Genomic DNA, 20025 nt, shown 5'->3' with positions numbered 1-20025 from the left:
CTTCCCCTCCCGCTTGACGTAGAGACTTGATTTTCCCTATTCTAAGTGTAGAGGTGATGATATGGATAGGCAAGAGCTGGAAGCAAAACTGGCCGAGTTAAAAATGTCGTACACAAGCGTTCAGGCAGATGCGGATAAATTGGCATCAAGCGGTGCTGGAGCATCCCATATGGAAAGGCAGCTGGAAGAAATGGAAATGGAGATCCGATCACTCCGCCAGCAGCTGCGGGCATTGGAATAATTCCCAATTCACAGGATATACTACAGTACGTGCACACTAGTTGGATTACGCATAAAAAAAGCTTATAATATTCATAATGAAAACGCATTTTTTGCGTTTATTTTTTTAAGGGAGAGATTTTATACATGAATAGTCCGGATGATCCTGGGAGTCCAGTTTTACTCCAACTCGTATTGATTGGTATTTTAACAGTCCTGAATGCTTTTTTTGCTGCGGCGGAAATCGCATTGGTCTCACTGAATAAGAATCGTATTTCGCAGCAAGCGGATGAAGGCGATAAAAAAGCAGCATTGCTGCAGAAGCTCATCGCCGATCCGAGTAAGTTCATTGCTACGATTCAAGTAGGTATAACGCTGGCAGGCTTCTTCTCGAGTGCCTCAGCTGCTACCGGACTTGCCAATCGATTCGCCGGTGTACTGGGAGATATCCCTTATGCACAGCAAATCAGCGTTATTGTGATTACTGTCTTGCTGTCATATGTAACACTTGTATTCGGTGAATTGTTCCCAAAAAGGGTTGCCCTTCAAAACGCGGAGAGGATAGCCAGATTCTCTGTCACACCGATTCTATTTATCAGTAAAATCGCAATGCCATTCGTTAAGTTCCTTTCCTTCTCCACGAATATGCTCGTAAAAATCACTCGTGTGGGAAATGACGCAGAAGCCGAAAAGGTTTCTCGGGAAGAGATCAAGCTCCTGGCTCAGACCGGTCAGGAGGAAGGTATATTGAATGCAGATGAGTTCGGCATGATCAAAGGTGTATTCGATCTTGATGATAAGATTGCACGTGAGATCATGACCCCCCGTACGGATACATTCACACTGAGTATCGATACCCCGGCAGAGGAGCTGGCTGACATTCTGCTGGAACAGAAATACTCCAGGATTCCGGTCTATCAGACAGATAGCGATACCATCGTCGGTATTCTGAACATGAAGGATTATTTCAAAGCAGTCCGGGAGTATGGATTCGATGGCATCCGTCTTGAGACGATTTTGCGGGAAGCACATTTTGTGCCCGAGACGAAATACATCGATGATTTGCTGAAGGAATTGCAGCAGACGCATAATCATCTCGCCATCCTGATCGATGAATATGGCGGTTTCTCTGGTATCGTGACCATGGAAGACATGATCGAAGAGATCGTCGGGGATATCGACGATGAATATGATGAAATCGAGGGAGAGCTGACACGCATCGATGACAATACGTATATGGCGAGCGGTTCCCTCCAAATCGATGAGTTTAACGATTACTTCGATACAGATATCGACGTACCAAATTTCGATACGATTGCCGGCTTCATCCTAAGCCGCATCGGATCAATCCCGGACGAAGATGCTGATACAGTCGTGGAATATGAAAACATGCTCTTTACCGTTGAATCCGTACGGGATAATCGCCTGGAAAAAATTAAAATTGAATTGAAGCGCCCGCACAGCGAGGCGACGGTATAAAAATAAGGAACTGCCTGTATCAGATACGGGCAGTTTCTTATTTTTCCGACTAAAATGCTGATTTGCACAGAATCGTGTTATGCTGTACATAACATGAATGAGGAAAGGATTTTGAACGTGCAAGCTACTGCCGAGCAAATACTCAAGGATTATTACGGTTATGACACCTTCCGAAAAGGTCAAGCCGAAGTGATCGGTCATGCAATGAATGATGAAAATACGTTAGCAATCATGCCGACAGGCGGTGGTAAATCGATATGCTACCAAGTCCCGGCCTTGATGCGGCAGGGTACTGCGCTGATCATCTCTCCCCTTATCTCCTTGATGAAGGATCAGGTGGATGCTCTGACAGCAATGGACATACCTGCCGCTTATATAAACAGTACATTGGAAGCAGCAGAACTGGAATGGACGATGCAGCAAGCTGCCCAAGGTGCATTCACCTTTCTCTATGTGGCGCCTGAACGGCTGGAAAATGCTCGCTTTCTGCAAATGATCCGCAAGCTTTCGATAAGCTTGATTGCCTTTGACGAAGCGCATTGCATCTCCCAGTGGGGACATGACTTTCGTCCAAGCTACCGATCAGCCATCTCCATCCTGGATAAGCTGGCAGATACGCCTCCAGTGATGGCTTTGACTGCCACTGCAACACCACAGGTGGCAGATGATATCCAAAAATTGCTGCATATCCAGGAAGACTATACGGTACGCACCGGCTTCGCTCGTGAGAACCTGCGCTTCCAGGTAGTGAAAGGAGCCGATAAAGAGCGCTATATCCTCGATTTCATCCAAAAACGCAAAGGAGATACAGGTATCATCTACGCACCAACAAGAAAGCTGGTCGATCAGCTTTCCCTGTTTCTCGACCGCCAAGGAATAAAGACGGCTAAATACCACGCCGGGATGAGCGAAGCAGATCGCCAGGCAGCGCAAATCTCCTTCATCCAGGATGAAGTCAGTGTCATGATTGCGACGAATGCTTTTGGCATGGGAATCGATAAGAGTAACGTACGCTATGTACTGCATTATGCCTTGCCAATGAACATGGAGGCCTATTATCAGGAGGCTGGCCGGGCAGGCCGCGATGGAGAACCGAGTGATTGTGTCCTGCTCTTCTCCGGCCAGGATGTGCATCTGCTGAAATTCCTGATTGAGAATTCTGCCTCGGACACACAAGCGGAGTATCAGAAACTGCAGCAAATGATCCATTACTGCCATACACAAAGCTGTTTACAGACCTATATGCTTCACTATTTCCAGGATCCGCATATTCCCGAGGATTGCGGCAGATGCAGCAATTGCTTGAATGAATTCGAAAAGACGGATATGACTCGTGAAGCGCAAATGGTGCTCTCCTGTGTCAAACGGATGGACGAGCGCTTTGGAGCCGTTTTGGTTGCAAAGGTTTTGAAAGGGTCCAAGGACAAGCGGATCAAGCAATTCGGGCTTGATGGACTTTCTACGTATGGCATCATGAAAAACCGTACGGAAAAGGATATCACACAGTTCATCCATTATCTTTCCGCAGAAATGATCCTTGCTCCAACCGATGATAAATACCCTGTATTGACACTGACGGATGAAGCTGTCCGTATACTGAAAGGCGAAAGGAAAGTAATGATGCAGATCGCCAAAGCGACGGAATCTGCCGAAGCGGACTATGATGAGGCGTTGTTCCAGGAACTGCGTGAATTGCGTAAAGGCATCGCACAAGCAGAAGGACTGCCTCCGTATGTCATCTTTTCGGATGCAACATTGAAAGAGCTATGCCGATATATCCCGCATACCCAGCAGGAAATGCTCGGTATCAAGGGGATCGGGGAAAGACGGATGGAACAATATGGAGAGCAGTTCCTCGAAGTGCTGAAGCAATATGAGCAGACAGCATCCAACCCGGACATCGATCAAAAGCCTCTCCTGCAGGAAAGGCAGGATACACCGAGTCATCTCATCAGCTATGATGCCTTCAGTCAAGGTATACCGATGGAAAACATAGCCAAGGAACGAGGCTTGACTCCGATGACTGTCAGCAATCATTTGTTCAAAGCTTATGCAGAAGGAAAAGCTCTCGATCTGAGGCAATTTTTCACCGAGGAGCAGGAAAATGCCGTTCTCCATGTGCTGAAGCAGCATGAAGAGCTGCCAAAGCTCAGGGAAATCAAGGATCAATTGGATATACCATGTGACTACCACGGCATCCGTGCAGTACTCGTGCATCACGCTATACTCGAGCAATAAAATAACCCGTATCACTGGATGCATTCCAGTGATGCGGGTTTTCTTTTAATCGAATTTGATTGCCCAGCTTCCATCACGGAATACAGGCTCGGATGTCCCATCTGCAAAGATACCGTCAATGGCTAGATCCGCTGAACCGATCATGAAATCTGTGTGTGTAAGACTATCATTGACGCCATGTTTATCCAATTCTTCTTCCGTCATGGACGAACCGCCTTCAAGCGTTGTCGGATAAGCTTTCCCTAAAGCAATGTGACAGGATGCATTCTCATCATACAAGGTGTTGTAGAAAATAAGGCCGGATTGGGAAATCGGCGATTCATGGGGCACTAAAGCCACTTCGCCAAGCCGCAAAGCACCTTCGTCTGTTTCCAGTAAATGCTTGAGCGTTTCCTGCCCCACTTCCGCTTTGTAATCAACAACTTTTCCTTCCTTGAAGGTAAGCGTGAAGTCATCGATCATATTCCCGTCATAAATCAACGGTTTCTTGCTTGTGACTGTCCCTTCCACATCATATTTATGCGGAAGCGTGAACACTTCCTCCGTCGGCATATTCGGATTGAATTCCGTACCGCTTTCTGTCGTAGATGAACCACCCTTCCAAATATGTCCATCCGGTAAACCAATCACAAGATCCGTTCCTTCGGATTTGAAGTGGAGCTTTTTGTAACGTTTGTCATTCAGGACATCCCGGGCATGGTGCAGCTTTGCATTGTGCTCTTTCCAGGCCTGGACAGGATCTTCCTGATCGACACGGACAATTTTAAAGATGGAGTCCCAAAGCAGCTTCGTTGCTTCCTCTGCAGATTTGCCCGGGAAGATTTTTTGCGCCCAGGCATCTGTCGGAATCGTGATGATCGTCCAAGGGATGATATCATTCATCGTATACTTGCGCAGATGCTGCAGGGCCTGGGCAGTCGCTCTTGTTGCCTGTGCCACTTTGCTTCCATCGACATCCTTCAAAAGATCCGGATCGGTGGAACGTATTTGCAGGAGAGCCGCTCCCTTTTTCATATAATAAGCGCGCTGCTCCACAACCCAATCAGGAATGTCTGTCAGCACCTCTTCGGATTGATGTTTATACTTCAAAAGGGTCAGCGTATCATCGGACCAATTGATATGTACTTCACTGGCCCCCAGCTCGTAAGCGCGCTTGGCGATTAGTCGGACAAACTCCGCTCCATCGATAGGTGCCATGATATATAGAGGTTGATCCTTTTGTATATTCACACCTGTACGCAAAGCAACCTCCGCGTATTTTTCCAATAATTCCTTTTCTGGCATTGGATTCATCCTTCCCGTCATTGATTTCAGACTATTCTTCCATTCTAGTAGAGTATGAGCAATTTCACACGAATTATGCCTGGACATTCTTTCTGGCTTCCAACAGGCTTTCTCACCCAATCGGTCACCTTTGCTTTTCGATTTCTTCTATCAGGAGGGATAATGTTTCCCATCGTTCCATCTTTTGCTCTAATTGCTGTTCCAGCTCCTGCTGCTCGGCAAATAGTTTCTGGACAAGCTCACTGTCACTGCCTGCTTCGGTGATGCCTGTCGTACAAGCCTCGATCCGCTGTTCCAGCTCCGCAATTTCATCTTCGATCGTGTTCCATTCCTGCTGTTCCTTGTAAGAGAGCTTCTGCTTTTTCTTTGCTTTCTTCTCTTGGACTGGTTCCGATTTTTTCTCCTGCTGCGGTTTAGGCTGTTCCTGCACTTTATCCCGGTACTCACTATAGTTGCCATAAAATGTGGAGATGACTCCTTCGCCTTCAAAGAGAATCAGCTGATCCACTACACGGTCCAGGAAATAACGATCATGGGAAACCGTTATGACCACACCAGGATAGGTATCCAAGTAATCCTCAAGGATCCCCAGTGTTTCTGTATCCAGGTCGTTGGTCGGTTCATCGAGGAAAAGGACATTCGGCTCTTCCATCAGCACACGGAGCAGATACAATCGCTTCCTTTCCCCTCCGGATAAACGATGAATATACGTATATTGATGACTCCGCGGGAAAAGGAATTGCTCGAGCATTTGTTCCGCCGTAATGACATTGCCATCTGCGGTATGGATGACTTCTGCTACTTCCTTGATGTAATCGATGATGCGAAGCTGCTGATCCATGTCTTGCTGCAGCTGCGTGTAATAGCCAAGTTTGACGGTCTCCCCTGTTTCCACTTCCCCGGCTGTCGGGGAAATCCTGCCTGCGAGTGTATTCAGAAGAGATGTTTTTCCGCTGCCATTGGGTCCGATGATGCCGATGCGGTCACCTGGCTTGAATAGGAAATCAAAATGACTGAATAATGTTTCATCACCGAATTTGACTGTCAGATCTTTCGCTTCCAATACCTTCTTGCCTAGTCGGGCAGCTCCGACCTGGAGATTCAACTCATTATCCTGCGTCTGGAACTTAGCCTCTTTCATTTCCTCGACACGCTGGATTCGTGCTTTTTGTTTTGTCGTACGTGCTTTGGCCCCCCGGCGCAGCCATGCAAGCTCCCGGCGCAGTGTATTTTGATGCTTTTCCTGATCCAAGAGAGTCTGTGCTTTCCGCTCCGCCTTCTTCGTCAAATATGTTTCATAGTTTCCTTCATATCGATATAGCCTGCCCATCTCCAGTTCAAAGATATGGCTGGTGATCCGATTCAGGAAGTAACGATCATGCGTCACCAGCATGATGGCTCCCTGATAACTAGGCAGATAGCCTTCCAGCCACTCGATTGTCTCGTTATCAAGATGGTTTGTCGGCTCGTCCAAGAGCAATAAATCCGCAGGCTGAATGAGTGCTTTTGCCAGTGCTACACGTTTTCGCTGTCCGCCTGATAAAGCATCGACAGAGGTTGTGTAATAATCGACACCCAGTTTCGTCAAAATGGTCTTCGCCTGGGTACTGGCATCCCAAGCGTCTTCGGCATCCATCTTGGCTTGAAGGTTGAATAACCGATTCTGCACTTTGGCATCATCCGGTTCCCGCTCCAAATCCGAAAGCGCTTCTTCGTAGGCGCGGATCGTCTGCAGGATCGGGCTGGATCCGCTGAACACCTCCTCCAGTACCGTCCTGCCAGGAGTCAATTCCGGCTCCTGCGCCAAGTAAGCGAGCTGAAATGTCTTGCTATGGTCGATGTCCCCGGCATCTGCACCTTCGATACCGGCCAACACCTTCAGCAATGTGGACTTTCCCGTCCCGTTGACACCGACAAGTCCGATTCGTTCACGGCTTTCGATATGAAATCCTATTGCTTGGAACAGCTGTTTATCCCCATATGTTTTCGTAAGATTTTCCACGCTGAAAATACGCATTTCCTCCTCCTTCCCGAACAAGGAAAAAGCCGCCCGTACAGGCGGCTTTTTCCTTATCCATCCTTGCTTATTGCTGCTGCATGGACTTTCTGGCACCGTGATTGACAGGGCCTACATATTCATTTAGCTTAAAGCCTCCGCGAATCGCTTCGGTAATGAATGCCTTCGCTTCGTATATGGCTTCTTTCACACTGCTTCCGTTTGCGAGCAATGCGCAGATTGCAGCAGAGCTTGTGCATCCGGCACCATGCGTATAAGTAGTATCGATATTCTCGCTTTCAAGAATCTCGAAGTTTTCCCCGTCATAAAGCACATCAATCGCTTTGTCCGTTTCCAGCTTGCTGCCGCCTTTGACAAGAACATATTTTGCACCCAAGGCATGAATTTTCTGTGCCGCTTCTTTCATTTCTTCCACTGAGTGAATCAATGGCATTTGCGCTAATTTGGCTGCTTCAAATAAGTTCGGTGTGATGACGGTTGCGAGCGGGACCAGCTTCTCCCGAAGGCTGACTGTGTTTTCCGGCTGAAGTTCTTCATCTGCACCCTTGCATACCATCACCGGGTCGATGACTACATTCGGAATATTATTTTCTTCGATCATCTTGGCTGCCAATTCAATGATTTCGGGGGAACCAAGCATTCCTGTCTTCACTGCGTCGACGCCTGCACCGACAACGATCGTGTTCAGCTGTTCCTTCACCGTATTCACATCAACCGGAAATACATTATGATGCCAATTATTGTAAGGATCCATTGCGACGATCGTCGTCACAGCAGACATTCCGTATACGCCAAATTCCTGCATCGTCTTCAGATCCGCTTGGATACCCGCTCCTCCAGAGGAATCTGAGCCTGCAATTGTCAATGCTTTGTTCATGTCCGTAACCCCTTTTTGCATACATGCTGTCATTTTTTATAACTGGTTGTATTATACTCCTTTTCTTCCTTGTCTATCAACCAGCCTGCATATCATCAGAGCTGTATGGTTAATATTATCAAAACTTGTCCATCCATCGGGTTTTTTGTCAAATCCCCTCCTTTCACTGGAAAAGTATGTAGGTTTTATAATACAATGAATCTAGTTTTTTGTACCTATTGCCCTTGGAGGTGTGCCCTGTTGGAAGAATCTCGATTGGAAGAATCATATTTAAATAAAAGCTCTGCGCTCCATCGCCGCCATTATGGTCAATATTTCACTCCCGATGCGGCCGCAGATATGATGAAACAGTGGGTGCTGCACAATCTGGATGGCGGCCGTCTGCTTGACCCCGCCGTCGGTCTGGGGAAGCTGATCAAAGATATACCCGATGAATATACAATCGATGCATATGATGATGATAAAGAGATTTTGGAGGCTAACCGAGACTTTTTCACATCCCAGTCCTCCATCCGCCTATATGAACAGGATTTCCTTTCAGCTGACTGGGAAAAGGTTTATGATGGCATCATTTGCAACCCGCCTTATATAACTTTCCGAAACCATGATGAAAAAGAGATTTACTTGAATCTATTCCGGCAGAAGATGGGCATCTTGCTTTCTACATATACAAACTTGTACGGTCTATTCATGCTTAAATCCCTGCATCAGCTGAACGAACACGGACGTGCTGCCTTCATCGTGCCTTCCGACTTCCTGAATGCTAGATATGGCACGAAGATAAAAGAGTATTTCCTCCAGGACGGCAGCCTGAAAATAATCATCAACACCGATATCCAAATGGGCTGGTTCAAAGGCGCGGCGACGACAAGCTCCTTGCTGCTTTTCGATAAATCGAGCAGCAGCGATGCAATTGAGTTCATCCGCACCCAGTCCGTTCAGGAACTGCAGCAAGCAAAGGCATACATCCTATCGGACCGGAAAAAGCCTCACGGTATCATCCGCCGGCGACAGGATTTGAATCCAGCTGATAAATGGAAATTGCATTTTTACCAGGAAAGCCAAAAGCGCTACACGAATGTACGGCCGCTGAAGCATTTTGCCAGTGCCAAACACGGCATAAAAACCGGATCGAATCAGTATTTCTGCTTTAACAGCAGCAAGATGCGGCAATGGCAAATCGGTAAACAGCACTTCCTGCCCTGTATTTCAAAAGCTGCTCAATTGAAACAGCCCTTCTTTTCCTACATTGATTACAAGCAGCTTGTGCAGCAGGATGAGCAGACGCTGCTTCTATGCGTGGATGATGAACAGGAACTGGAGCATGGCTTGAAGCAATATTTGGAGGACGGGAAATCCCATCGGGTCGATCAGCGGCATATCATCCGCTCTCGTAAGCCCTGGTACCGTTTTTCCGTATTGGAAGCAGCACCTATCCTGGTGAGTGTATTCAATCGGAAGCAAATTCAAATCGTCCGCAATAAAACCAATGTCCGCCATCTGGATCAATTGATGGGCATTTACTTCCATGATGAATATAAGCAGGAAGCAGACCTTTTCATGGCTTATTTCCTCAGTGACATCGCGCAGGAGCTGATGGCAAATCCGCATAAAGAATACGGCAAGGATTTGAAGAAATTGGAACCAAAGGATATGGACGCATCACTCGTCCTGGATGTTCAGGCGCTCACCGAGGAACAGAAGCATGAGATCCACAGCATTTATCAACGAATCGAATATTTGACTGTACATGACGGGGATGGACGGGAATTGAAGCACCATTACGACCTGCTGAATGACTTCTTCAGCCATTTGATCCAGCCATTGGAAAAAGAGAAGCTGTAAATATTCAGCTCTCTTTTTTTGTGATCAAAACACTAAACTATTTCCGTTTTCCTCCGATAGATACAAATGTATGAATTTTAAGGGGAATGACATTGGAAAAAAGATAGAAGCGATCATCACGGCAGTACCATATATAAAAGCAGTGCTCAGAGAGGAAGCAATGATCACCATTTTTGATGCTGAGCAGTATCTATACTATTCTCCAAGCGCAGATCTTAACTTCCATCACCAGGCTGGTGATCCGCTGCCAAAAGACTATAAACATTTCAAGCAAGTCAATCCGGAAGGTGTCACAGTCGTAAAAGTGCCGAAAGAGGAATTCGGTGCACCTTTCGACAGCATCTCCATTCCGATAAAAGATGATGCCGGCAATATGATTGGCGGGATGAATTTCGCGGTTACGACAGCCAAGCAGGATTTATTCAAAAACATCATCAGCAGCAATGGAAAGTGTCACGGATGCCCTACTCGGAAATATCCAGCATATTGCCGTACATTCGGAGGAGCTCTTCGCAACAACCGAGCAAATCTCGGAAAACACACGCAATACGGTGGCTCATTCAGCCAAAATAACCGATATTGCCGGAACGATCAAAGGCATCAGTGAACAGACGAATCTGCTCGGCCTCAATGCCGCTATCGAGGCAGCACGCGTCGGCAGCGCCGGAGCTGGCTTTGGCGTCGTAGCTGCTGAAGTCCGCAAGCTGAGTGTCGAGTCGAAAAATGCAACGATCAGCATCGAGGACACATTGAATGCGATCAAGGACTCCATCCATCAAATGCAAAATGACTTTCAGGATATTTCCAGTTCCACACAGGAAGAAGCCAAGCTGGTGAACGAGTTCATGATCGAAATCGAAAAGCTTACAAAAACAGCTGCCGATCTACGGGAATATGCAGAAAAGAATATACTGACATAAAAAAGACGAGCCTGCGGTGAAACAGGCTCGTCTTGCTCATTCTTCTTCGAAGTTGCGTCCGTCATTACGGAACCATGGATAATCAGTTCCGAATGCCACCGCCATCTCCTTGGAACGCTTCAAACGTTCTTTGCGGTAAGCAGCACGCTGCGGTGCACCATCATGCAGCCATTTCTCTTCGGGACTTTCCGGGAATACTTCCGGCACCTCGACTGGCTGATTGTTCTCATCCAGTGCAACCATCGTAACAAACGCAGTCGCCGATACTTTTCTGTCTCCTGTGCGTAAGTCCTCTGTCACGGCTTTGACAAAGACTTCCATGGAGGTATTGTTCGTCCATGTGACAAAAGCTTCGACACAGATTGTATCTCCCTCTTTCACTGGTGCAAGGAAGTCTACACTGTCGGTTGAAGCTGTCACTACAAGCTGCCTGGCGTGACGATAGGCAGCGATTGCCGCTACGTCATCGATATGAGCCATAAGCGTTCCTCCGAAAAGCGTACCGTGGGTATTCGTATCAGGAGGAAGTACATGGGACGTTTTCACTGTCAAAGATGCGATGCATGGTTTCGATTTCACTTGGGTTCCTTCTTTCCGCCAAACTTTAGGCTACAAGATCGGGGAGATCAAACGTGAGAGGGATTCCTTGAAACGGATCCAATTTGATCTCTGTTGATATAGTGTATGTGAAAGTTCCGTTGATAATAGGATATCCTCTTCAAATTTTTCTTTCAATACCCCCGCCGTATTTTCGTCATATAAAAATGCATTCACTTCAAAATTCAGCCTGAAACTGCGGACATCGATATTCGCTGTCCCGACGGAAGATATCTTATCATCGACAACGATCGTCTTGGCATGGAGGAATCCATTTTGGTAGATATAAACCTTTGCCCCGGCATTGATCAAGTCACCTGCATTGGAATAAGTCGCCCAATAGACGAATGGGTGATCGGGCTTGTTCGGGATCATGATCCGTACATCCACCCCTGACAGCACTGCAATCTTCACTGCATCCGCCAGACTTTCATCAGGGATGAAATATGGTGTCTGGATATAGACGTATTTCTTGGCTGAGAGAATCATCTTGATGTAGCCATGTTTGATCTGCTCCCACTCGGAATCCGGACCGCTTGAGACGATCTGTACCCCGATATTACCCGTCGGTTCCGACAAATAATAACGATCCTCATACTCGATATCATGGCGCGAGGCCTGGTTCCAGTCCAAAATGAAACGCGTCTGCATTGCTCTTACTGCCTCTCCTGTTATCCGCAGATGCGTATCACGCCAATAACCGAATTTCTTATCATAGCCCAGATATTCATCTCCGATGTTAAAGCCGCCAATGTAGCCGACTTTTCCATCGATGATCGCCAGCTTCCGGTGATTCCGGTGATTGAGCTTCAGGTTGATTTTTGGTATGAAAGACGGGAAGAAAGCTTCAATCTCCACTCCAGCTTTCACGAGTTTGCGCACATAGCTCTTTTTGATGCTGCGCGAACCCATATCATCATACAGAAACCGGACTTTGACACCTTCTTGTGCTTTCTTGATAAGCACGTCAGCCAGCCGTTCCCCCAGCTTGTCACTGCGCACGATATAATACAGGAGATGGATATGGTCCTTCGCCTGTGAAAGATCATGCAGCAGCGCATGGAATTTCTTTTGGCCGTCCGTGAACAGCTCCACCTCGTTCCCCTGTGTCAGGATGGCATCATCATTGCGCAGATGCATGTAGGCAAGGTCTTTGTATTCCTTGACTGCTTCTTGCTCATAGACGAATGTATCTTCCTCGATGGCACGCAATTGGGCCTGCACTTGTTTCTTCACACCAAGCCTTGACTTCGTATCCCAGGTGAAGATCTTGCCCGAGAGTTTGCGGCCAAAAAGCAAATAAATCACGAAGCCCGCCACCGGTATGAATACCAGTACGAGAAGCCATGCCCATGTGACACTGGCATCGCGCCGTTCCAGGAAGACAATTGCCAGTGCGAGGAGGATATTTATGATAGTTAATAATCCTAATAAATACGCAAATATATGCACATGAGCGTCTCCCTTCATATATTTCCAATTACCCATACTAATATATAGCATTCTATCGGGCATTGACAACTTCTCTACCCTTTAAAGAATAAAAGTATTGAAAACCCCGATACACAAACCTTACACTTAATCCATACAGAGATTAGAAAGAGAGGCGCATGCCATCATGCAATCGCAATCATCCAAGTCAGGTGTCGTATATGCCGCCATCGCATATGTGATGTGGGGCGTACTGCCGTTATTTTGGAATTTATTAGAGGGAATCGATGCCGGCCACTTGCTTGCCCATCGAATTGTCTGGTCCTTTGTCACGATGATCCTAATCGTCCTTCTGCTGGGAAAAATCCGTCCCTTCATCAGACAGCTGAAGGATCTGTTTTTGGATAAACGCGCATTCTGGGGGTTGTTCGCAGCTTCCATCATGGTCAGCCTCAATTGGCTCGTATTCATCTGGGCAGTAAATTCCGGTCATGTCCTGCAGTCCAGCCTGGGTTACTACATAAACCCGCTCATCAGCATCCTGCTCGCCATGATCGTCCTGAAGGAAAAAAGCACGCTTTTACAGATCATCAGCTTCATCCTTGCAGCTATCGGCGTCATATATCTCACCTTCAGTTATGGGGTATTTCCTTGGGTGTCGTTCCTGCTGGCAATCACTTTCGCTGTCTATGGCCTGCTTAAAAAGGTAGTGACGATCCCGCCTATGTTCGGACTGACAATCGAGACGATGTTCGTCACCCCGTTGGCTATCCTTTATTTGCTCTTTGTGCCTGCTGCGGACAGTGATCCCATATCAGCTGGTACAGCTGTCGTCCTATTCTTATCCGGAGCTGCCACAGCAGCGCCGCTTCTGCTATTCGCCTTTGGCGCCCGCAGACTTTCTTTGACGACGATCGGCCTGCTCCAGTATATTGCACCAACACTCATGCTGATTTTGGGTGTCACTTTATTCGGTGAAGCATTCACACATGCACATTTGATTGCTTTCACATGCATTTGGGGGGCATTGCTTCTCTACACCATATCCGGCATCCGCATGAAGCGTCTGACGACAAAGCAGCTGAAGCATGCCGAAGCTGTAAAATAAGCCACCTTCATTTACGAAAAGGTGGCAAGAAAAGCAATATCACGAATAATCCACATAAGATAGAAGCAAAGATGTATAATGTCCCTTTGATGAGTTCCCCCTGGAACAGGACAGAGAATATACTGGTTACAAGCAGCAGCAGTGCCGTTACAGCAGCTGGGATGAATAAAACAAACGGGTCCTTGGTGACATGACGCAGCACTCCGATACTGATCAATGCGATTCCCGAAAAAGCTAACAGCAGCAAGGAAAATTCCATACTTGCACCTCCTGCTGTTCAGCTTATTCAGGAACTGCCCAAAGGGTTAAAAAATACCGGCAACAAAAGCCGGTATTTTTAAAACCGTCTCTCTTCTTTTACCTCATGCTGTGCATCACAGATGATGAGTTTGCTGGGTGCATTTTCCCGGGCAAGTCCTTCTGCCTCCAAAACGGCAGCATCTTCCATTTTCACGTACCAGCCTGATACATCCTTATTCGGCATAGCACCGTATTCCTTCATACTGTGCTCCTCCTACCCTTTTAGTAAAACGTGTTCCCAACAAAACATTCAGCAAAACATTGCGGGGTACCAGCTGTTCCCACTACCCAACCTTCTCTGAATCTAGTAAGATATAGTTTTACAACCAATTAACAATTGTATTTTCAGTATCCCGCCGCCCAAATGGCGGGAATACGCAATCATATTTCTGCTGATCGAGGGTGATGATGCTTGCATAAAAGAAAAATCTACTACATGGTTGCATCGTTCCTGCTCGCCATTGTAATCGGGGCAGTGATTGTTTTTGCAGGAACCGATAAAAAAGCAACGGTCACGAATGCCCCTACCGAAATTGTACCTAGTGAAACCGATAATTCCAATGACACCGCGGAAAATCCGGCTGCATCGGAAGAAGAAGCAGATACTTCCTCCGAAATAAAGAAGGCTTTCCAGCGATTGCTCAAGGATACAATCGGCCTCTTCATCAAGGAAGATCTGCATATCACCGCAATCGGTGATTCCCTGACCCAAGGAGTGGGAGACACGACAGGGAATGGCGGGTATGTCGGCATTCTAAAGCAAACGTTCGAAGAAACAGATGATCACGTCAAAATCGATAATTTCGGCAAACGCGGCAATCGAACGGATCAGCTGCTGAAAAGACTGGACGATCCTGTCATCTCGGCCTCCATCGAGAATGCAGATGTTGTCCTGATTACGATCGGCGCCAATGATATCATGAAAGTGACTAAGGATCACTTCACTGATCTGGATTACGATGACTACAGCGCGGCCATGCCGTCCTATGAAGAACGGATGAAAGAAGTATTCAATAAAATCGGGACATTGAATCCCGATGCTGAAGTATATTTGATCGGCTTTTATAATCCTTTTGAGGAATCCTTCCCTCAAATCGAGGATCAGCTCGGCACGATCGTAGATGAATATAATGCCATTGGAAAGCAGGTTGCAGAAGAAGAAGACCAGCATTATATTGAAACAGCCGATTTATTCCATAATCAGACAGCAGCTTTATTGGCTGATGACTACTTCCATCCAAATGAAGTCGGGTATGGAAAAGTTGCCGAACGGGTATTGGAGAGTATCAAACCTGTTATACAGGAAGACGATGAATAGGCAGGTGTGACTATCATGGAAAACAGAAAAAATGAAACACGGCCGCCGAAACAGCGGGACTGGAAAAAATACTTTAAAATATTGGCTATTGCAAACGGTGTTGTCCTGCTGCTTTTGCTTTTGCTTATCTTCCTTCCGGCATTCAGTCCGGCTCCGGAGCCGCCAAAGGAAGCCCAATTCGATAGCTCGGATTCTTCCGAGTTCACAATCAGCTCGACCAAAGCAAACGTCAATGAACTGATCAACGCATACATCGACAAGGAACTGAACGATGACTCCGATAATTATTCGGTTGTACTCGGGGATGATGCTGTGGAATTGAGAGGGGGAATCACTGCATTCGGCGTAAGGATTCCGCTGCAGATCACCCTTGAACCGCAAGTACAGGAAAATGGGGATCTATTGCTCGTACAGCGGGATATCTCCCTTGGAAGTCTATCCCTGCCGAATGATAAGGTCCTTAAATATATAGACAGATATTATAAGATGCCTGAATGGGTCACAATCAATCCAGATAAGGAATCCATCTATGTCGCTGTCACGCAGATGGAATTACAAAACAACTTCCATGTGGAAGTAGAGCAATTCGATTTGCCGAATGATGACTTGAGCTTCAAACTGTATATCCCGAACGATACATTCGGTTTATAAAAAAGCAGGCATTCCCTTTAAAGGGAAGCCTGCTTTTTCACTGGAGCAATCCATTTTCATGCACATAGATGGCCGCTTGCGTGCGATCCTGCACCTCCAGCTTGCTCAATATATTGCTGACATGCACCTTTACTGTCTTCAGGGCGATGAACAGCTCCGAGGCGATCTCTTGATTGGATCTTCCCTTGGCGATCAAAAGCAATACCTCCCGCTCCCTTGCTGTCAGTGTTTCATGCAAGGCAGGAGCCTGCGGCTGCCGCATGCGAGCCATCACTTTATTGGTCACTTCCGGTTCGAAAACAGCATTTCCATTATATGTAGATCTTATTGCCTTGGCTATTTCCGTTGCTTTGGATGTTTTCAGCAGATAACTGGCTGCACCCGCTTCCAAGGCCGGATACACTTTATCATCATCCAGAAAACTCGTGACGACAATCACCTTAGCCTCGGGCCAGGCCGTTACGATCTGTCTGGTCGCTTCTATCCCATCCATCCGGTCCATCACAAGGTCCATCAGGATGATATCCGGTTTCAATTCCAGCGCCAGTCGAACCGCTTCCTCCCCATTGTCCGCTTCTCCGATGACCTCGATATCGGCTTGCGTCGATAGATATGCCGAAACACCGATCCGCACCATTTCATGATCGTCTACAAATAGAACCTTGATCATGTCCATTCTTCCTCCCTATCAAGCATCGGAACCCGCACCTCCAAGCGTGTACCTTGGTTCGGCACACTTACCACCCGCAGATGGGCACCGATTTCCGCTGCTCTTTCCTTCATATTTTGTAAACCGTAAGCTCCCGGCTGTTCGGTGCCTATTTCGAAGCCGATACCATCATCCGCAACGAGCAGGATGATGAAGCTGTCACGCTGGAGAAGCTTGATTGAAAGACTTTCCGCTTTTGCATGACGCAGCGTATTGGATACAGATTCCTGCACGATACGGAATAGCTGATCCTCGATACCTTTTTCCACAGGGAAGGTATCCAGCTCCCATTCAATCGAAAGCGGCACCTTCGCCCGCAGATCTTCCAGGAGCATATCCATCCCTTCCTGCAGCGTTTTCCCTTTCAGGGCTGCAGGTCTAAGGTGCAAAAGCAGCGCCCGCATCTCCAGCTGCGATTGCTGGACCATTGCTTCAAGCTGCTTCAATGCAGTGAACATTGCTGTCTCTCCTTCTTCGGATTCGGTCAGGGCGGAAATCAGCATGGAGGCCGCGAACAGTTCCTGGCTGACAGAGTCATGCAGCTCCCTTGCCAAACGATTTCGCTCTTCCGAGACGATGCGCTGGACCTCTTCTTCGCGGTCGATCACCCGCTCATTCGTCAATTTCTGTGCAAGCTTAGCCTGTTCGTTCATATAAGCCTGCAGACGTTCCAGCTCGGCCCAGGTGTGCTGCAGCTCGGATAAACTGAAGCTGCGCTTCTTCAAAGGCTGCTGCCCCTCCCGGATGCTCTCCAGTTCCCGGGCTGCCTGATGCCAGCGCCTCCGCCAATACAGGCCGGAAAACAATCCAAGAATCGCACCTGAAAATAAGACGAAAAGCGGTGCTGCAATCAAAAACGGCATATTACTTTCATGCATGGTCCAAATCGATTTCCAATCATCGATTGGAAAATCCAGCAGATACAATGCCGCCAATCCCGCAAGCAAAAGCAGACTGTACAGCATGCCAAAACCGACATGGCGTTTGACGATATTGCTCATACGCGCACCACCTCCAGCTTGCCAGCTACAACACTTGTGACGATTTTGATGCGCTGGGAGGATTGCTGATAGCCTTTTGTACGCATATGAATCACTTTATTCCAGCTGTTCTGTTCCCTATGCTCAAAGATGGCGATCGATCCATAAACAACGGAATGATGCACATCCACTTCTATATCATATGGAACGATGATCCGTACATTCCCCAATACTTTACGCACCATCAGCACAGCTTCTTCTTTCGGCAGTACCGTATAATTCAGATCGATGATCGTATCGCCGATGAATGACTGAATATTGGTATCCTGCCATTCGTACACATTGCCGCCTGCCGACTGCGCACCGAACCAGCTATTTTGAAACAATGATTTTTTTTCGAAGACCGACTCCTCCGATGATGCGTGGTCAAAAGATGGCTGATAGGTTTGCGGTTTATCCGTCGTATCGTGGATTTTGGAAAAGTAATAGATGATTCCAGCTGTCAAAACTAAATAAAAAGCGAATGATTGCAATAAACTCATGGCCACTATGACTATGCCCAGCCAAAATAAAATCGTCCCCTTACGACCGGATAACTGCCGTTTTCCGAGATAGATGAACAGTATACCCATACCGATGCCAATCAGCACACCTGTCCCCGATAGCAATAATTCAGCCAGGAAAACCACTGCTGCCGTGATGAGCAGCCAGCGTATCATATCGTTCGGCTTCACTCCGAGGCACCCCTTTCATGCGGCAAGTGTAAACAAGGAAGCACACAGCCGTCTGTGTCCTTCCTAGATTACCACGTCATGCTTATTTTAACTAGATTTCCTTTCCAGCTCTGCCAGTTTGGCATCCAGTGTCATCTTACGATAATCCGCATCCACCTTTCGCTCCAGCCGGTCGATATATCCTTCCAGATCATTTAATTTGTTGGAGGCGAATTCAAACTCGGGCTTGTGCTTGAGGATCTCATTCATCCCGCGGTGTGCTTTCGCGACATTTTCCCGCTCCGCGAATTCCATTTTCTTCACGTAAAGATCCTTCAGTTTATGCTTCATCTGGACGTATTTTTTCTCCAGCTCCTGCAGATCAGAAGCAGCTTTTTCCATCATTGCCTTGATCTTATCTGCACGCTCTTGGTATTGTCCGCGCTCCTCTTGTGCCTGTTCGGCCAGTTCAGCCTCCCCTTGCTCTGCCGCAAGCTTTGCCTGCCGCTCCCGTTTATCCGCCATTGCCTGTGCTGCATGATATTCTTTTGTAAAATCATGCTTCAGCTGATACTGCTTCTCGATCAACTCGCGAATTTTCTTCGCCTGCTGCTCACATTGACGGATATACTGGCTTAGCTGCACCGTTGGATTCTTTTCTTCCTTCTTATCCAAGATTTCGTGAAAATCTGCTGCAACCGCCTGTTTGATTCGAGTAAAAATGTTTTCCATGTGTATCTCTCCTTTTTGATTAGAATATATCTCCGACAAGTGCCAGTACTGGAATCAACAGTGCCAGAATCGGAATAAACGCCCATATCCACGTATTATCCCGACCCGGCTTTGCCTTCTCCTTCAGCTCCTCCACTTCCAGCTCCAGCACACGTACTCGCTGCTCCAAGTAATCGTCCACTATGCTCCTCCTTTAAATTAAAGAGTATAATCGAACTTCTCTGCTTCCTTTTCTTTTTTCCAAGCTTTGTACATATAGTACAGCGCCGCCAGGGCAATCAAACCGATCAACGCCGGCAGATTGGAAAGGGAGATGCAAACACCAATCCCAATGACAATGCCCCAGCCAATCTTGGCACCGACACTATCGGTCATGATGAATCTCCTCAAACCGTAATAACCAATTGCCACACTGACAGCCAGCACAAGCAGCGACCCAAGGTTCGCCAGCAGCACCGCCCCAGCAATGACAGCACCAATGATCAATAAAACCTTCTTCATCACGCCTCACTCCTTTCATACTCCTAGTCTACCTTCATTCCCCCTCCACCATAACGACCCCCAGCCATAACTTAAGTAAGACTTTGGTCTTACGAAAAGCGAAGGG

The 20025-nt window shown here is 47.2% G+C and carries 22 protein-coding genes; 9 read left to right on the top strand and 13 right to left on the bottom strand.

What is annotated here, in order from left to right; genetic code table 11:
• The first annotated feature begins 61 nt into the window (after positions 1–61).
• The 3 genes from MHI54_RS11640 to recQ all read left to right on the top strand — a co-directional run bounded on the left by MHI54_RS11640 (position 62) and on the right by recQ (position 3936).
• Positions 62–241: an SE1832 family protein gene (locus MHI54_RS11640; protein WP_095214234.1), complete on the top strand. Its 180-nt coding sequence runs from the start codon at positions 62–64 to the stop codon at positions 239–241.
• Positions 242–366: 125 nt separating this feature from the next.
• Complete coding sequence (locus MHI54_RS11635) at positions 367–1698, top strand: hemolysin family protein (protein WP_340081517.1); 1332 nt, start codon at positions 367–369, stop codon at positions 1696–1698.
• A gap of 117 nt (positions 1699–1815) precedes the next feature.
• On the top strand, positions 1816–3936 hold the full coding sequence (gene recQ, locus MHI54_RS11630; protein WP_095214320.1) for a DNA helicase RecQ: 2121 nt from the start codon (positions 1816–1818) through the stop codon (positions 3934–3936).
• Between the two features lie 45 nt (positions 3937–3981).
• Here the strand turns inward: recQ and MHI54_RS11625 are convergent, their stop codons facing one another.
• From MHI54_RS11625 to pdxK, 3 genes are all read right to left on the bottom strand, one after another.
• Entirely contained in the window at positions 3982–5220 is a 1239-nt protein-coding gene (locus MHI54_RS11625; protein ID WP_095214236.1) for an aminopeptidase, read from the bottom strand.
• Between the two features lie 124 nt (positions 5221–5344).
• Positions 5345–7237, bottom strand: coding sequence for an ABC-F family ATP-binding cassette domain-containing protein (locus tag MHI54_RS11620; RefSeq protein WP_095214237.1), 1893 nt, complete (start codon positions 7235–7237; stop codon positions 5345–5347).
• Positions 7238–7304: 67 nt separating this feature from the next.
• Positions 7305–8114 carry a pyridoxine/pyridoxal/pyridoxamine kinase gene (pdxK, locus tag MHI54_RS11615; RefSeq protein ID WP_095214238.1) on the bottom strand — a complete coding sequence of 270 codons (810 nt, stop codon included), beginning with the start codon at positions 8112–8114 and terminating at the stop codon, positions 7305–7307.
• A 240-nt stretch (positions 8115–8354) separates the two neighbouring features.
• Here pdxK and MHI54_RS11610 point away from each other — a divergent pair, with 240 nt between their 5' ends.
• From MHI54_RS11610 to MHI54_RS11600, 3 genes are all read left to right on the top strand, one after another.
• On the top strand, positions 8355–9959 hold the full coding sequence (locus MHI54_RS11610; protein WP_340081515.1) for an N-6 DNA methylase: 1605 nt from the start codon (positions 8355–8357) through the stop codon (positions 9957–9959).
• Positions 9960–10029: 70 nt separating this feature from the next.
• A complete protein-coding gene (locus tag MHI54_RS11605) occupies positions 10030–10566 on the top strand; it encodes a hypothetical protein (protein WP_340081514.1) in 537 nt (178 codons plus the stop codon).
• A complete protein-coding gene (locus MHI54_RS11600) occupies positions 10511–10879 on the top strand; it encodes a methyl-accepting chemotaxis protein (protein WP_340081513.1) in 369 nt (122 codons plus the stop codon). Before MHI54_RS11605 ends, MHI54_RS11600 begins: the two co-directional genes overlap by 56 nt.
• Before the next feature lie 36 nt (positions 10880–10915).
• Here MHI54_RS11600 and MHI54_RS11595 read toward each other — a convergent pair whose 3' ends face one another.
• A complete protein-coding gene (locus MHI54_RS11595) occupies positions 10916–11458 on the bottom strand; it encodes an acyl-CoA thioesterase (protein WP_095214241.1) in 543 nt (180 codons plus the stop codon).
• Between the two features lie 30 nt (positions 11459–11488).
• Complete coding sequence (gene cls / locus MHI54_RS11590) at positions 11489–12928, bottom strand: cardiolipin synthase (RefSeq protein ID WP_095214242.1); 1440 nt, start codon at positions 12926–12928, stop codon at positions 11489–11491.
• A 166-nt stretch (positions 12929–13094) separates the two neighbouring features.
• Here cls and rarD point away from each other — a divergent pair, with 166 nt between their 5' ends.
• A complete protein-coding gene (gene rarD, locus MHI54_RS11585) occupies positions 13095–14015 on the top strand; it encodes an EamA family transporter RarD (protein ID WP_095214243.1) in 921 nt (306 codons plus the stop codon).
• A 7-nt stretch (positions 14016–14022) separates the two neighbouring features.
• On the opposite strand, the gene MHI54_RS11580 is transcribed toward rarD, so the two are convergent.
• Both MHI54_RS11580 and MHI54_RS11575 read right to left on the bottom strand, forming a co-directional pair.
• Positions 14023–14274, bottom strand: coding sequence for a hypothetical protein (locus MHI54_RS11580; RefSeq protein WP_095214244.1), 252 nt, complete (start codon positions 14272–14274; stop codon positions 14023–14025).
• A gap of 78 nt (positions 14275–14352) precedes the next feature.
• Positions 14353–14517, bottom strand: a complete 165-nt coding sequence (locus MHI54_RS11575; protein WP_095214245.1) for a DUF2188 domain-containing protein — start codon at positions 14515–14517, stop codon at positions 14353–14355.
• Between the two features lie 210 nt (positions 14518–14727).
• On the opposite strand from MHI54_RS11575, the gene MHI54_RS11570 reads away from it, so the two are divergent.
• Complete coding sequence (locus MHI54_RS11570) at positions 14728–15633, top strand: GDSL-type esterase/lipase family protein (protein WP_095214246.1); 906 nt, start codon at positions 14728–14730, stop codon at positions 15631–15633.
• Between the two features lie 15 nt (positions 15634–15648).
• Positions 15649–16284 carry a YpmS family protein gene (locus MHI54_RS11565; protein WP_095214247.1) on the top strand — a complete coding sequence of 212 codons (636 nt, stop codon included), beginning with the start codon at positions 15649–15651 and terminating at the stop codon, positions 16282–16284.
• A 37-nt stretch (positions 16285–16321) separates the two neighbouring features.
• Here MHI54_RS11565 and MHI54_RS11560 read toward each other — a convergent pair whose 3' ends face one another.
• The 6 genes from MHI54_RS11560 to MHI54_RS11535 form a co-directional block, all read right to left on the bottom strand.
• Complete coding sequence (locus tag MHI54_RS11560; RefSeq protein ID WP_095214248.1) at positions 16322–16954, bottom strand: response regulator transcription factor; 633 nt, start codon at positions 16952–16954, stop codon at positions 16322–16324.
• The gene (locus MHI54_RS11555) at positions 16951–17994 is read right to left on the bottom strand and encodes a sensor histidine kinase (protein WP_095214249.1); all 1044 of its coding nucleotides are present in this window, start codon (positions 17992–17994) and stop codon (positions 16951–16953) included. Before MHI54_RS11555 ends, MHI54_RS11560 begins: the two co-directional genes overlap by 4 nt.
• A complete protein-coding gene (gene liaF / locus MHI54_RS11550; protein ID WP_340081512.1) occupies positions 17991–18707 on the bottom strand; it encodes a cell wall-active antibiotics response protein LiaF in 717 nt (238 codons plus the stop codon). Before liaF ends, MHI54_RS11555 begins: the two co-directional genes overlap by 4 nt.
• Before the next feature lie 87 nt (positions 18708–18794).
• The gene (locus MHI54_RS11545) at positions 18795–19418 is read right to left on the bottom strand and encodes a PspA/IM30 family protein (protein ID WP_340081511.1); all 624 of its coding nucleotides are present in this window, start codon (positions 19416–19418) and stop codon (positions 18795–18797) included.
• Between the two features lie 19 nt (positions 19419–19437).
• Complete coding sequence (locus tag MHI54_RS11540; protein ID WP_158221442.1) at positions 19438–19599, bottom strand: hypothetical protein; 162 nt, start codon at positions 19597–19599, stop codon at positions 19438–19440.
• Positions 19600–19616: 17 nt separating this feature from the next.
• Entirely contained in the window at positions 19617–19919 is a 303-nt protein-coding gene (locus MHI54_RS11535; protein ID WP_095214252.1) for a flagellar basal body rod protein, read from the bottom strand.
• Positions 19920–20025 lie beyond the last annotated feature (106 nt).

The sequence above is a fragment of the Terribacillus sp. FSL K6-0262 genome (genome assembly GCF_037977385.1).
Taxonomy (GTDB): Bacteria; Bacillota; Bacilli; order Bacillales; family Amphibacillaceae; genus Terribacillus.
Note: the sequence above shows the minus strand (reverse complement) of the source record. Positions and strands in the feature narration are given on the sequence as shown.